Annotated in this window: 8 protein-coding genes and 2 pseudogenes; 7 read left to right on the forward strand and 3 right to left on the reverse strand. The window is 58.2% G+C overall.

Going from position 1 to position 14,724, the window contains the following annotated elements:
* Positions 1-211 precede the first annotated feature (211 nt).
* Positions 212-579: pseudogene (locus I6F33_RS31045) on the forward strand (hypothetical protein).
* Positions 580-1,302: 723 nt separating this feature from the next.
* On the opposite strand, the gene I6F33_RS31050 reads toward I6F33_RS31045, so the two are convergent.
* Positions 1,303-1,950 carry an FkbM family methyltransferase gene (locus I6F33_RS31050; protein ID WP_345944121.1) on the reverse strand — a complete coding sequence of 216 codons (648 nt, stop codon included), beginning with the start codon at positions 1,948-1,950 and terminating at the stop codon, positions 1,303-1,305.
* A 751-nt stretch (positions 1,951-2,701) separates the two neighbouring features.
* On the opposite strand from I6F33_RS31050, the gene I6F33_RS31055 reads away from it, so the two are divergent.
* The 4 genes and pseudogenes from I6F33_RS31055 to I6F33_RS31070 form a co-directional block, all read left to right on the forward strand.
* Positions 2,702-3,016, forward strand: a complete 315-nt coding sequence (locus tag I6F33_RS31055; RefSeq protein ID WP_128932171.1) for a co-chaperone GroES — start codon at positions 2,702-2,704, stop codon at positions 3,014-3,016.
* Positions 3,017-3,099: 83 nt separating this feature from the next.
* The gene (gene groL, locus I6F33_RS31060) at positions 3,100-4,740 is read left to right on the forward strand and encodes a chaperonin GroEL (protein WP_225145069.1); all 1,641 of its coding nucleotides are present in this window, start codon (positions 3,100-3,102) and stop codon (positions 4,738-4,740) included.
* A gap of 1,009 nt (positions 4,741-5,749) precedes the next feature.
* The gene (locus I6F33_RS31065; RefSeq protein WP_225145070.1) at positions 5,750-7,294 is read left to right on the forward strand and encodes an acyl-CoA dehydrogenase family protein; all 1,545 of its coding nucleotides are present in this window, start codon (positions 5,750-5,752) and stop codon (positions 7,292-7,294) included.
* A 70-nt stretch (positions 7,295-7,364) separates the two neighbouring features.
* Positions 7,365-7,551 (forward strand): annotated as a pseudogene (locus I6F33_RS31070) (transposase); the annotation flags it as partial.
* A gap of 1,776 nt (positions 7,552-9,327) precedes the next feature.
* On the opposite strand, the gene I6F33_RS31075 reads toward I6F33_RS31070, so the two are convergent.
* Positions 9,328-10,146 carry a YopT-type cysteine protease domain-containing protein gene (locus I6F33_RS31075; RefSeq protein ID WP_346656689.1) on the reverse strand — a complete coding sequence of 273 codons (819 nt, stop codon included), beginning with the start codon at positions 10,144-10,146 and terminating at the stop codon, positions 9,328-9,330.
* A gap of 570 nt (positions 10,147-10,716) precedes the next feature.
* On the opposite strand from I6F33_RS31075, the gene I6F33_RS31080 reads away from it, so the two are divergent.
* Positions 10,717-11,082: a hypothetical protein gene (locus tag I6F33_RS31080; protein ID WP_225145071.1), complete on the forward strand. Its 366-nt coding sequence runs from the start codon at positions 10,717-10,719 to the stop codon at positions 11,080-11,082.
* Positions 11,083-13,349: 2,267 nt separating this feature from the next.
* Entirely contained in the window at positions 13,350-13,637 is a 288-nt protein-coding gene (locus I6F33_RS31085; RefSeq protein ID WP_225145072.1) for a hypothetical protein, read from the forward strand.
* A gap of 244 nt (positions 13,638-13,881) precedes the next feature.
* Here the strand turns inward: I6F33_RS31085 and I6F33_RS31090 are convergent, their stop codons facing one another.
* Positions 13,882-14,025, reverse strand: coding sequence for a hypothetical protein (locus I6F33_RS31090; RefSeq protein ID WP_225145073.1), 144 nt, complete (start codon positions 14,023-14,025; stop codon positions 13,882-13,884).
* Positions 14,026-14,724 lie beyond the last annotated feature (699 nt).

Genomic DNA, 14,724 nt, shown 5'->3' on the forward strand with positions numbered 1-14,724 from the left:
GTCGCCCCATCAGTCGCAGCAAGCTCTCACGTCCGGATCTTCTCGCGCTAAGGCTTAGGGCTGGCGCGGTGCAGGTGGGTGACAGCACCGGATATGCGTGCTTTCTGATCAGGAAGGGCGTGATCAGCTGAGAGAACAATTCTGCGCAAGATTGCGCAGGACTCTGCCCCCAAATTTGAATAGCCTCCGCGCAACAGACCGACTATTGTCGATCCATGTCGCGCGCCTTGTGTGTCTAACTGCTACTATCATCCTGTCGCTGCTGTCGGTCGTCGCGAACGCTGCGCCAATTCAAAAGCGGCCCAAGCCGGTCTGGCAAAGTTACGGCTTCCTGCGCGGCTATCGCCAGCCGCCCAGCAACAGCATTCCGCTCTACGGGCATAAGGACGCGATGCGCCGGCTCTCGCGCGCCGACCGGCGCCACTGGTATATTGACCCGGTTCATCAGCACTACGGTTGGGATGGCGAATGGCACTATTTCGGCCCGCCCCGGCTTCCGCCGGCGGCCGCTACAATGGCGGCGGTTTCGGGCCGTGCTGGACGCGGACGCCGATCGGGCCGATCTCGAATTGCGGGTGATCGGGCGGCGCGGCTAGGAGACTCTTCGGCCATCGCGCCAGCATTACGTCAAGGCGTTTCCTGACATCCTCGCCGATCTTCGTCATCGCGCCGCAGCCGCACGGGCCGAGCGTGCTCGCAGATTCGATGATCAACTCCGCTTGCGACACATGAGCAGCAAGTAACCGCGATTACGATGGCGGTCTTGATCCGATCCGGCACGAGATCGGCCGCTGATGATCGCGGCCCCTTCTCCTGCGCCGCACGCTTTGCTGGAGAATCGGCTGCTGCAGTTATGCTGGACGCCTCACGGCGACCTTCATATGGCATAAACACATGCTTCAGCTCGCTTTCCGATTGAGACAAGGAACTACGAGAACCGATGCAGTTGCTTCGAAGCAGTGCACCAGCTTACCAGAGGTTCAGACCATCAGCAGCCGTTCAGATGTTCCACGCTTCGAGCCCCAGCTGGCAGTGTTGATTCAAACATATGAAACGGCTCGGCCTGCTGGCTGCAAAGTCCTCGGTCGTGCCGGCTCGCCAAATAAATGATTGTCAGAGACCCACCACCCGCCCGACGCCGACGTGATGCGTGTGGTCTGCAATGGCAGCCGGAAACCGGAGTGCCCGCTCGGCTACTGACATCCCCTCGCCTTCATGACGCCAGTTGTGCAGCTTTGGGTGGCATGGAGCGCGCTGGTCAGGTCTCCCAGCAATGAATGAGGCGCTCGATACGAGCAGCCACTAGAAGCGCGTATTTTTGAGCAATACATCACCTTCCACTGTGCGCGGATAATGGGCCGCCACTTCGAATGATGGTAGCAGGTCCAGAATGGCTTGCAGGGACAACTGCCCTTCGTAGAGCTCACGGTCGCTATATTCCGTGTAGATGAAGCGCGTGTTGCTCAAGGTCCGCATGCCGCCGGCAATAACATCGGCTTCGGCTCCCTGGACATCCATCCAGATGAAATCGACCGTGTTCAGCTCCGCCTCGCCGCACCAGTCGTCCAGCCGCCGCGTTTCAACGGAGACAGGGCGATCGAATCGGACCCAATCATACTCAGTGAGATGATTCTTTGGGCGGCGTATTGAGCCGGAGAGGTCCCATTCCTTCGCATCACCATCTGCATTGCTTGGATGGAAGTCGATCATCCCGTTTCGATCACTGATCGCGATTTCAAGCAGCTTCACCTTATTGAGGGACGAGCCCAGCTTTTTCTTGAAGCGCGCGATCGCTCTGGGGTCCGGCTCAAAGCAGTAGAGCTGAGCTTGCGGGCAGAGGTTGAGAAACTGTTGCGTATCGGTCCCGTCATTGCAGCCGATATCCAGGATGACTGGATTCGGCTTCTGAAGAAGTGAGACGATGTACTGGTGGACTTCTACAGAGGACACAGGTGCTTTTCCCATTGGGCGCGGAGATCGCGTGAATTTCGAACTTCGAAGCTGCAATCACACGCCAGATGCGCCGGCACAACGCATATCAACGTATATTATTCATATGCCCCTCAGTCCCCTTGATCCATGACGGCTATTTGGATGCCATCGACATAAAAAGGGAAACCTCTCGGACCGACAGGTGCAGCGACTGCCCTGCAACCTCTCGCTGTCTGGAGACCGCCGTGCGCCTTCCTCATGGCGGGCCTCTGCTGGGTTCGTACTGCAGCGTGCAATGACCTTATCGAGCTCGGTCCAGATCAATTCTTGAAGGTCCCGCGCTCAAGATAGTTGGCATAACGTTATTATGCGCGAGGATCTCATATTGTTCGAACCCGCCCTTTGATGAATCTTGTGCGCCGCACGTTTCCCCGGCTCCTAGATGCTGCTGTAAGACGAACCAATTATGTGCAGCCAGGCCGCCGCCGTCGAAATACGCCGGCGCTTCGATCGGTGTAAGGGCCGCCAAGTTGAGGAACCCTGGGACCAACCGGGTGTTCCGACGCAACGCAATGTCATTTTCGCAACAGCTTGGCGGACTGTGTACCTGAGGGCGTTTGCTTCCGGACAAAGACACGCGCAGACCAGGCAACGATTCAGCAGAACTGCAGGCATGATCGTTCAGCTCATTTTTGGCCTGACTCTTGCTGTAATTGGGCTCGTCACAATGTGACTATCTCCAACTTGTTCAGACGCTCAGGAGACTTGTATGAATTTCCGTCCGCTTCACGACCGCGTCGTGGTCAAGCGCATCGACGCCGATGAGAAGACCGCTGGCGGCATTATCATTCCCGACACAGCCAAGGAAAAGCCTTCGCAGGGCGAAGTCATTGCAATCGGCCCGGGCGGCCGCGATGAGACCGGCAAGCTGATTCCGATCGACATCGAGGTCGGCGACCGCGTGCTGTTCGGCAAGTGGTCCGGCACCGAGGTCAAAATCGACGGCCAGGACCTGCTGATCATGAAGGAGAGCGACGTGATGGGCGTTCTCACCGATGTGTTTTCCACGAAGAAAGCCGCCTAACCCAGCGCTCGCACAGCCCACCCCCTGACGAGCGCCCGGCGGGCGCGCTGAAGGAAGAGAAAATAAGAACTGAGGAATTCTTTATGTCAGCCAAAGAAGTCAAATTCGGAGTAGACGCGCGGGACCGCATGCTGCGCGGCGTCGACATCCTCGCCAATGCCGTGCAGGTCACGCTTGGTCCGAAGGGCCGCAACGTAGTGCTCGACAAGTCGTTCGGCGCGCCTCGCATCACCAAGGACGGCGTTGCCGTCGCCAAGGACATCGAACTCGACGACAAGTTCGAGAACATGGGCGCCCAAATGGTGCGCGAGGTGGCTTCGAAGGCGGCGGATGCTGCCGGCGACGGCACCACCACCGCGACCGTCCTGGCCGCCGCGATTGTCCGCGAGGGCGCCAAGTCGGTTGCCGCCGGCATGAACCCGATGGACCTCAAGCGCGGTATCGACCTCGCGGTCGAGGCCGTCGTTGCGGACCTGCAGAAGAACTCCAAGAAGGTCACCTCGAACGAGGAGATCGCCCAGGTCGGCACCATTTCGGCCAACGGCGACCAGGAGATCGGCAAGTTCCTCGCCGACGCCATGAAGAAGATCGGCAACGAAGGCGTGATCACGGTCGAAGAGGCCAAGTCGCTCGAGACCGAGCTCGACGTCGTCGAGGGCATGCAGTTCGACCGCGGCTACATCTCGCCCTACTTCGTCACCAACGCCGACAAGATGCGGGTTGAAATGGAGGACCCTTACATCCTGATATACGAGAAGAAGCTCTCCTCGCTGAACGAGCTGCTGCCGCTGCTCGAGGCCGTGGTGCAGAGTGGCAAGCCGCTGGTCATCGTCGCCGAGGACGTCGAAGGCGAGGCCTTGGCCACGCTTGTGGTGAACCGTCTCCGTGGTGGTCTGAAGGTCGCGGCCGTCAAGGCTCCGGGCTTCGGCGATCGCCGCAAGGCCATGCTGCAGGACATCGCGATCCTGACCGGCGGCCAGGCGATCTCGGAAGACCTCGGCATCAAGCTCGAGAACGTTACGCTCAACATGCTCGGTCGCGCCAAGAAGGTGACGATCGACAAGGAGAACACCACGATCGTCAACGGCGCCGGCAAGAAGGCCGACATCGAGGCGCGCGTGGCCCAGATCAAGGCGCAGATCGAGGAGACCACCTCGGAATACGACCGTGAGAAGCTCCAGGAGCGTCTGGCCAAGCTCGCGGGCGGCGTCGCGGTGATCCGCGTCGGCGGCGCGACCGAGGTCGAGGTGAAGGAGCGCAAGGATCGCGTTGATGACGCGATGCACGCGACCCGCGCGGCAGTCGAGGAAGGCATCCTGCCGGGCGGCGGCGTCGCCCTGCTCCGGGCTTCCGAGCAGCTCAAGGGTCTGCGCACCAAGAACGACGACCAGAAGACCGGCGTCGAGATCGTCCGCAAGGCGCTGTCCTGGCCGGCCCGCCAGATCGCGATCAACGCCGGTGAAGACGGTTCGATCGTGGTCGGCAAAGTCCTCGACAACGAGCAGTACTCTTATGGCTTCGATGCGCAGACAGGCGAGTATAGCAACCTTGTCTCCAAAGGCATCATTGACCCGACCAAGGTCGTGCGCATCGCAGTCCAGAACGCCTCCTCGGTGGCGGCGCTGCTGATTACGACGGAAGCGATGGTTGCCGAGCTGCCGAAAAAGGCCGGGGCTGGTCCAGCAATGCCTCCAGGCGCCGGCATGGGCGGTATGGACTTCTGATCCACTCTCTCAAAGTATCGATGACATGAAAAACCCTGGCACGAATGCCAGGGTTTTGCTCGGGCGAGCTTGCAACGTAGCCCTTGCAAGCCGCGCCAAAGGCCCAACCCATCCGTATGAACGGCGGTAGGGCCCAGACTTAATTTGCTTGTGACTTTTCCTTCGGGGACATGGCCTCGGTCGACGTTAAACGGGTCCAGCACTGCGATGGAAGTGGGCCTGTCGCTATTTCAGTCTCACGAAACTACCTCTGCTGAGTGTTTGAACCCTTCGTCTGGGGCTTATCCGGCGCCGCCTACCCGCTTTCGACCTTCTTGCCTACTTTCCTGTCCTGACGCGTGGTCCCAAGCGCCCAAATACCCTTTCCTGCAGTTTCGCACTTACATCTCATGGCGAGAGCGCTTGTTTGAAACCCCTCAGCGAGAATGCTCATTGTCAAGAGCCACAAGATGTCCCGTGGAAGTGCCATGATTTAGCGTGCGCTTCATTTTTGTCCTCGCGGATGGGCTCCGCTTCGCCTACCGGGCCCTGAACTCCGCCGCAGGGTCCTACCATGATATCTGTTTTAGAGAGAGTGTGTGTCAGCAGGTTGCTCAATTGAGGCTGTTGAGCATACGGCCAGGCAAATCACGGGGAATGACTTTTGAGGATGCAGCGGGACCGAAACTTTGGACTACCCAGAAGTAGAGTTTTACGACTCTGAACACTTTGGCGGGCTGGTTGCGCCACGTGAGTTCGCAGCAAAATCGGCGATCTATTGCCGATTGCCCTCCGGGAGCATTCTTTGTTGTAGAATTTGCGCCAAATCCCCACGTTTCCTGGGCGTCTGCATGGCTGAGGAACTGATCGGCGCTGAGATCGGCCCGGAAGCGGTAGACGCAATAAACCCCCGTCCCCGACAACGTGCTTATACTGCGCTTGCATCCACACTATACCAATGTGTAGCCAAGCTAGCCACGCGGATGAATTGGCCCGAAGCGGGGCCGGGATCATTATGGGCCTTATGGCTATGTATACTCAGGTTAACGCCCAATTCGGTGAGGCGCAGGAACGCACAGCTGAGGGCCGTGCAGCTGCACTTTTCTCCAGTTTGATCGCTGACCTCAGTCAGCTGAATTTCGCAGACGCTGATGACCGCCGAGCATTCCCTCCAACCCTACACAGCATCTTGGCAAGGCATGGACTGTTCGGGCTCACCACACCAGCAGAGCACGGCGGATTAGCTCTTCCCTTGCAAGAGGCCATCGACCTCATCTCCGCCACTGCATCCTTCGACGTCTCCGCTGCCTCCACCCTCGTCATCCATAACTTCCTAGCCTTGCCCTGCATCGAAGCGGCACCGCACATCCCCGAACAAAAGCATATCATTCGGGGTGCAACACGCGGCGATCTCTGCGCTTTCGCTTTGACCGAGCCTGGAGCTGGCTCTGCCCCGAGGCATATAGAAGCTTCGGCTCTCATGCGCGAAGATAAAGTTCGGATCTCTGGCCGCAAGATCTGGATCGGCCTCGCTGACTGGGCTCGCTGGATCGTTTGCTTTGCTCGCGCGTCTGGTCCCGATGCGAAAGGTCGGCTCGTTGGTGTACTCGTTGACAGGCAGGCTCCAGGGCTAAAGGTCACGCACGAGCATCGCACACTCGGGCTACGTGGCATTATTCAGAATACTCTGGAGTTTCAGGATGTCGAGGTGCCGCGTGCTTACGTGCTCTCTCGCGATCAAGACGGCTGGGGCGCGGCGTCATCTAGTATGAACCGCGGCCGCATCGGTGTGGCTGCTATGGGTCTTGGAGCGCTTGAGCGCGCTATCCAGCTCGCAGCCTCTTATGCAAGCCATCGTCGACTCGGTAAACTGCGTATGATCGAGAACAGCTACATCGAGCAGTTATTTGGGCAGATGGTGCTGCGGCGTGAAGTCGTGAAGGCGATGCTGGCAGCATCCTGCCGGCTTGTTTCAGCGCAGGGCGCGCCCAACGTCCACCTTGCGTCGGCAACGAAGGTTTTGTCCTCGGAGTGGTGCGGTCTTGTCGCTGATCAATGCGTCCAGCTGTTAGGTGGCCGTGGTTACGATGAGGGAACGCCTTTAGCTAAAATCTATCGAGACGCTCGCATCCTCCGCATCTTCGAAGGTCCGACTGAGGCGCTCTTATCACACCTCGGCCGCTGCCTCCTCTCTAAAGCCACCCGTGACGAAATAGCCGATCTGTTTCGGTCAGTTGGTACGGCTTCAGTCCATGCCGCTGCAATTGAGGAACTCTCTGGGCTCGATGAGACAGACGGTGCCGTGCTGATCTATGCGGGTTGGCTCACCACATTGGGCTTGGCAAAAGCTGTCATGTCTGCTGGTTGCTTTTCTATCTCAGATTGCGCCGCAGCAGCGGCTGACCTGGTCAGTTCCGAGCTAGCAACTCTCCGTACTCGCGCGCCGGCACGGCAATCTGTCGAAGTCCGCAATCGGGCCAGTCGGACTCTGACCACCTTCCTTCAAGACGCGGCTTGTTCTATTCGCTCACCTGTTCTCACTGACGATTACCTTAAGCTAGTGCAGTATGTCTGAGAACTAGCGGATGCCGGACCTCTTTCCACCTGGTGGTCCCGCGCGCGACTATGCAACTCCGGAAAGCCGAAGACTCAACGGCGAGATCAACGGGCGGACCGAGGTGGTCGGCATCTTCCCCAACGAGGACGCCATCGTCCGCCTCATCGATGCAATTCCTGCCCGAGCAGAACCACGAATGGGCCGTCCAGCGCGCCCGTTACATGACACTGGAAGCCATCGCAACGTTGAGCGATGATCCCACCGTCAAGCCTACCGGCGATCGCCAACTGACCTCCCGGCTCCAGCCGCGGGACGCCGTGACCCGCCGCCCGTTGCACTATGACATGGGACACGATCGCATCGTATCATCTACGTGACACCCGACCACAATGTCGAGAAAGAGGGGTCCGTGAAAGGCAAGCGTAGATCGGATCCCGTTTTGACTGGCCGTTCACGGCTATTTTGGCCCGCGTGAAGCGCTTATGCGCCTTCCATTTTCCGGACAATGCGGAGACAGCGGCCTCGAGCGCTATCCGGTCGATGAAGCGGCGATCGAATCTCTCTGGGCCGCACGGACGCATATGTCCGTGCTCGGGACGAGAGGGGTCACCTATGACATCGAGGTATTCCGACATAGTCCGGCACACCGCAGACATCAGGACAACGACCGGCGGCATCGAGTAAGAGTGGAAGGCCGTTCGTTCGCCTGTTGTCGGATCACTTTTCGCACTTGATCGGATGGGCCCAGCTGTCGTCGAAGTCGCAGAGATAATGGATCGTCTTTCGTGAATGATGTCGCAGAGCCGCGCCTTGCAAACATCGATGGGCTTCTGATGACACTTTCTGCGGCACATGGCACATGCGAGTTTCACGACCTCTTTGAAGAGATCGGCTTGTGTCTATGCTTGACCATACCCTTAAGTCGGACGTCCGCTGGACAGACGCGGGGTTCCAGACAGGAGCATCGACCCACACCGGCCGCTTTCGTTTTATTGATCGCGTCGGGTTCGTCAGCTTTCGGAAAGCTAGTCCGTGTACAATGCCGTTGAAGTTAGCGGCGCGTGGTAGGGACAGCGCTTGCTCCGTGTATGCGTGGGGCTTTTGGGCGCCGAGTCACGTTTCTGCTAACTTCAACCAGTGCGGGCGTGGCAGGGACAGCGTCTGATCCATCCAGCCCGACCAGCGCCGAGTCGCGCCCGCGCTGCTTCCGGTGTGAGACTGGGATCATATCTAAACCACGGGGCGACGTCTTCCAGATCAAGCTAATAGCCAGCTTGCGCGCATTCCGCGGAGAGGGCTCCGGGTCGCATGTCACCTGGCATTGTTCGGGAAGTGTCAAATGACCTTCTAGCCCAGCTCGATGCAAAGTTTGACCGTCAGGCTTGGAACGAACCTGCGTCGGTTCCGGGGCTGAGGTCTTCTCCAGAGCCGAACGTCAGCGGAAGTGCAGCGACGAGGACAAGGCGCGGATTGTTGCGGAGCTCGTGGCGAGCGTCGACTCGGTCGTGCGCTGGTGCGACGGCATGCATTGTCGTCCACAGCAGCTGTTTGGCTGGCGAGGTCAGTAGAGAAGTGGCCGGCGACGATTCCGAAGCCGACGAAATACAGCTTGTGCCGCCTGTGTTGGATGCGTGATGCTCGCCCTTGGCCCTGAGCGCAAGGACGAAAAGCGCCGAACCCCACGCGAGGAGCTAACCAGCTTTCATGCAAGCTCTAACGGGCCAACGGTCCTGCTTCCGTGCAAGCGAAGCCCATTCAGTCTTTGACGCGCGAGGGCACGAGCTCATGAACCCGAGTGACCGGCCAGCCTCTCTCTGAATATTCTCCCCCTCGCTGCACTACTTCCAGAGAGCTTCCGTCGAGCGTGCCCCTCCAACGTCCGAAGGGCGCCGGTGAGCTCCGCTACCACGTCGGGCGCACGTTCAGGGTGCCACAATCCGTCTTCCGTGCCCTGGTGTTGCACTGTCGGACGCGACGCGGCTGTCCGGCATTAATCGCGAAAGCATCCGCGCGTGGGATCGGCAAGGTCCGTTTTGGAACCTCCGCAACACTCACGTCATCCTCTGTGTGACGACCATCGATATATCAAGTTCGTTCGGCGGGTTGCGGTAGCGGTCGGCAAGACTTTTGAACAACTCACCCATCTGATTTGACCGAACTGTAAACTCTCCATAGTTAGGATCAAAGAGGGTCGTCATTCCATTCGATGTAGACGTTGCGATCATGTGGGCGTCACCTTCGGCGAATCGCAAGCTGACCAAATAGATCGATGGATCGTGGGTGACCTCGCTCACGATCTGGCCAATGCGCGAAGATGTACCAAACCTATATCGCTTTTGTTCGGCGGACGGCTCTAGGCCAGCTTCGCGTAACATCGTGCTTCTTGCCTGAGAATTGTGAGAACTTTCCGCCGCCTTGAGGCGTTCATACCGCTGCTGCAGCACTGCGGCTGAGCTGTGAGTTTCAGTACCCGGGCGCAGCGCCCTCATCCGGGATGAAGGACTGCTTGGGAGATTGCGGATCCACTCCGCTGCCAATCCAACGCAGATGCCGTTGACATTGGCCTCGGACAATTCAGCAGTCCTGTAACCGAACAGAGGAGGGATAGGCCTCGCTGGAGAGGATGGACTTGAGCTGGAGGACAGAGAGGTTATGCTGGAATCTGAGGTGCTTGGACTGTAAATGTTTGCATCGGAGGTATGTGGCCTGCTGCAGCAGAGCCCCATTTTGTCGGGCAATTCCCCAGGTGACGAGCTCTCCCGTCGAGCGAGATCCATCAGTGTTTGCGCAAATTCGCTGCTGTCTGCCGGCTGACTCGGTTCGTTAGTTTGATTAGGGCGTGTCGATTGACCACTAACTCGATTATACATGGCGGCTCGCCTGCCTCTTCAGCGTACGTTTCCTCAGAGCGAGGGCGGGCTGCTTACGCCCTGCCTGCGAATGCTATTGCGGCAAGCTGACGACGAGCTGACAACCAAATAGGCTTGGAGAAGCTACCGCCCGAGTTGGCTATTTGGCGACTCGACCGTCTCTGCTCATCAGCCCCGCTTCAGATGAGGAGTAGTGCCGACGAGCTACCGGCTCTTGCAGAGCGACCGGTAGGCCTAGCTTGAGCAATTCCGCTGCCGTCAGGGTGACCGGACCCCGGCTCGTGGCGTAGGCGGCGCCTGGACAGCGCCTTCGTCAAACTGAATTCGGCCTTCGCTTTGGCTTCGGTCTCAGCATTTCGCGTTATGCCATTCGGTCGGCACATGCTTTTCGCTTCGTCGGATCGTCCAGTGATTGACTCGTGACAAGTCGTCTGCCCGGTGAGACGTCCTTGTTGCTGCCGAACCGGCGTTCAGCACGGTACTGCAAACACTGGTTTGAATGCCACCAAGACCCGAACTCCAATTCGTTCCTTCGATAATAATTGGTCCCAAGCGCATACGAGACATCTCTTGAACCGGATCAGTGCACCATCAGCAGCTCCTTTGAAAACAGCGATTTCAGGCTCAGCACCCCTGCACAGTGCAACAGGCGATCGGCGACTATATCCGCTTGCGACGCCGCGTTCCGGCGGCGCCGAACCGGTGCTTCTGCACCCGCTCGGCCTCATCTTCCGCTCAGATATCCTTTTAACTCAGCTCATCATGCTGTCGCGCTCATCTGGGCGAACAACATTGCGGCTTCTGATGGCCCTAGCCCAACGATGCCCACAAAGCTCGGCGGCGGCATTGGGATGCCGCGATGAGTGGGTCTCCACAGGTGCAGGCAATATCGGCTGTTATTCACATACTGCGAATGTGGCGGATGCAGTTGCATGACACACTCCTCTTCATCCCAGAACAGGTCTTTGACAAAGCACATCTCGTCCCAATTCGGACAGCGCCGCGGCGTCGAGACAGCGACATGCTCCCAGCCAGGACGGACGAATCCACTTATCTTTAGTTCACACCCGCAAGGCCCCTGCACGAGGAACACGCCGCAAGGGCCTGATCCCGGAACGGTAGCGAACCGGCCGTGTTGCACGCGGCCGGCCTCCAGCTTCTCTATCATCTGCGCCCGCACGCCCGCTCCTTTGCCTCTCGGATGGCCTTGAACTCGACGCAGATGACGTTGTCTCGCAACTCGTCAACCGGCTCGATCCTCGGCCCAGCGCTCCTATACCCCTTTTCAGCGCACCATCTGAGAAAGCCGCAGATGTTCATCATCACTCGTTCTCCTGTTATAGTCTTCTAACACTCGCATTGTGGGCGAAGGTCGCTCTCAAGGGCCATTGATTGCCTGAGCATGCGCGATAGCACGATCTGCGCGATGGCGAATCAGTCCGCCGATTGCACCTTCCCGCTCGTAAGGCAGCTGTGCCATCAAGCCCCTCTCATGCGAATCATCTTACTTATCGATGCCAGCCAGTATTGGTCGCACGTCGCCGAACAGATCGCGCATCAGCAACAGCAATGTCCGCCATCGCTCTTGCCCGCTTCAAGCAAGCGTTAGCGCCCATTCATGTTTCATGGTGACCTTCTTCACAAGAACTTGTCGGCTCTTGGCCGTCACCTCCTCTTCAATGAATTGGTCGTCATCATGGCATGCTCCCTATGGTGGCGTTTGACATCCACATTCCATGATGACTCGCAAAACCACTGCTGGCACCAGTTGATGCTTCGCGGCGATCTTACTGCTTGGTGAGATCGCAGTACTTGGCCATTCGCAGCTTTCGGTCGAGTCTGAACGGTGCCAATGCGCCATCTACGTAAGCACGATTGAATTGTACGGGACCAAATCAAACGGGCCTGCACCAGAGCCGCTGACGCCGAGCAAGAACTGTTTTCGAGCTGATAGCATCCAGCGGATCGCCTGCCATCTCGGTGTCTCCTCGTAAGGTGATGGTCAGAAACAATGATTAATCGATCTCTATGAGTGCGACCGTCGGCCTTCTTCCCGCGCTACTACGATACAGCTCTTACGCATTTCTCACGGTATGACGCTCGCGAAGCGCTCACGCTTTTGCTGCTAATGCGGGTGTTGTCTTTCAGACATGGACGTCGCGAATCCGACCTTGGACAGCGGTTCCGTGTCGCCAACGCCCGACAGAGGCGTTTTTGCTTACATCAAAGCGGTGCCGACACTTCTCCGTCGTGGCATGTAGATTGCTGTGGCAACGGAACGCCGACCTTAAATGCACCGACGATACGACGAGCATACCATCGGCCGGATGCTCGCCGCGCTCAGACAACGATTCTGACTTCTCCTTATGAAAGAGGACCGCGAACTTATGAGTAGTACGAGGCAGGCAAAATCCGGCATTTTTCCGTGGACCAGCGCGACGTCTGATGAAATGACGCATTGGCGCGCACCAAAGCAACAACCGATCAAGCATTACGGCGCCGATTGTCGCTTTCGGCAGGTGCAAAGGAGGTGGAACCTTTGGCTCCTGGCTGCACTCCTCATAAATGCGCTGCTTTGGGCCGGTATCTACTGGATCATCGCAGCGCTCTTCTGAAATAATCTCGCGGATGCCAAGGCGCGCGGAGCTTACCGACGCCTCTCGCATGCCGCGGCCGCACCGTATGCGCACCATCAATCGGACGTGGAGACCTCTTCACAGACTTGGTTCCAGTGACACACTTCGCGCGACTACCTGGAAATCCGCCCCTCCGACGAGCGCAAAGTAAATATTGACCGATGCCGCAGAAATCTCGAATTGGCGAAACTGATATGCCATTGCAGCCGCGACGAAGTGCCAAACACTGACCTGTAACAGCTCAACATGTCCCCGCGCGGATGTCATCCGGGCTTCCGCTTTAACTGCGACGCATTGACTCAAATTGAGGTCTGGATCCCGCATTTTTCGTCATATGAGAATTAGCTTTCGAGAAGCTGACTAAACAAGTAGACTTGAAGGAGCGTTGGGCAGGCGGCCTGCTCCGCCTTCACCTACGTGTCGCGATCAGGAGCGCGCCACAGGACCGTCAGGATGCCTTGGCCCACGGTGCCCCTCAACGTCCCTTCCAGGCACTAACTTGCAGCTGAGCGACATTTTGCGCGGGCCATTAGGTCGGGTAGCGATCAACGGGCTGGGGGCCTTTTGATGATCCGCAGCGACGCTTTACAGCTCTTCCTCAGGCCACGTATCGTCCTCGTTTTTGTGCATCCGCCACACGTGGGCACGCCGAGCCAGCTTGTCGTATTCCACGGCAATTTTAAGCAGCCTGTCTTTGGCTTTTCCGTCAGCGAGCGCTTCCGCTTTCTTTCGCGTTGCTTCCGCACGGCCTCGCCAGTGGTCGGGCTGGTAGAGTTTACTTTTCGGATTCATGCCGAGAGCATGCAATTGGCAGATCAAAGAAATGCGACACCGGCGCTCCGTATAATCACGTAACAGCGACGCTCGTGGCCGCGGTTGCCGAAGCGGGCAGTCGCCATGCACAGCTGCTATTCTGAAACACAAAAGTGCGCCTTGCAGCCGAGGCTCGTACGAAGAATGCACAGCCCCGACATCCTCAGACGATGGGATGCACAAGGGGCTTGAATCGGACCTAGCGTTAGATTGTACGATCCTGGACAAGTGGGAACCACGTCCGACAATCCAGCGGTCCGGACACGTCATGAGAATTGCGAATGTTTCAAACACCTAAACTCACCTGGCGCGACTCGATCAGAACGATAAGATCTTCCAGGCGCATCCTTGTCCGCGCTTCGTCGGAGCTGTTCCTGTCGCGGCTGGACGAAATCGCACGTTTCGAGATCTGCACGGCAGGCGCTTCCATCACCGTAGCCTCACCGGAACGGACGCAAGACGGAGGCTCCGCCCCAGATACCCCACCCAACGAACACAGGCGCGACTACACCAAACACAGTCTCGGCCCGCGCCATCATGGGTCGCTCTGAACGATCGAATGCATCATCAACCGTGGCTTGAGCGCACCTGGCTTTTGCCTGATCTCTCTGCCTCGCGATAGCTGGCCCGGGCCCTTCAACCCGTGGCCGGCTACGGCGTCATTAGTCGCCTGGCGGATAGGCTCAGCCAGAGTACCTAAGCACATATCACGCCCAAGCAATGCCTCGCGACATCCAAGCATGCACAACCGCACAATCACCGAAAGCTCCGAAATGATCACTTGTTTGGCCAGCTCACCCGCCAGTGCTTCCCCTCTTCGCGGAGCTCCACCACTAGGGCAGGTGTCGTTTCGTCGTGCCGGACAGATGACCAGCACCGTACAGTCAGACCGCAAAAGAGAAAGGACGAGCTTGCCGGCACCGCACTTAAGCAGTTCCGGCTTGTTTCGCGGTTGACAGGTCATGTTGGCGCTTCGCGCAGGAAGAACAATACCGCAGCCCGACCGACCTAAAGGGATATCATGACTCAAAATCAACGAACTCAGCTGCCTTCGCGCCTCACACTCTACTACTGCGCCGTCGCTCTTGCCGTCGCAATGACAGCTCTAATACCCAGGCTGGTCAACGCG

It is taken from the genome of Bradyrhizobium sp. BRP20 (assembly GCF_020194215.1).
Lineage (GTDB): Bacteria > Pseudomonadota > Alphaproteobacteria > Rhizobiales > Xanthobacteraceae > Bradyrhizobium > Bradyrhizobium yuanmingense.

What these genes read in the sequence shown, in the direction of transcription:
- I6F33_RS31055 (WP_128932171.1), top strand. Translation starts at nt 2,702, where the DNA reads ATGAATTTCCGTCCGCTTCACGACCGCGTCGTGGTCAAGCGCATCGAC.
- groL (WP_225145069.1), top strand. Translation starts at nt 3,100, where the DNA reads ATGTCAGCCAAAGAAGTCAAATTCGGAGTAGACGCGCGGGACCGCATG.
- I6F33_RS31065 (WP_225145070.1), top strand. Translation starts at nt 5,750, where the DNA reads ATGTATACTCAGGTTAACGCCCAATTCGGTGAGGCGCAGGAACGCACA.
- I6F33_RS31075 (WP_346656689.1), bottom strand. Translation starts at nt 10,146, where the DNA reads ATGTATAATCGAGTTAGTGGTCAATCGACACGCCCTAATCAAACTAAC.
- I6F33_RS31085 (WP_225145072.1), top strand. Translation starts at nt 13,350, where the DNA reads ATGATCCGCAGCGACGCTTTACAGCTCTTCCTCAGGCCACGTATCGTC.
- I6F33_RS31090 (WP_225145073.1), bottom strand. Translation starts at nt 14,025, where the DNA reads ATGGAAGCGCCTGCCGTGCAGATCTCGAAACGTGCGATTTCGTCCAGC.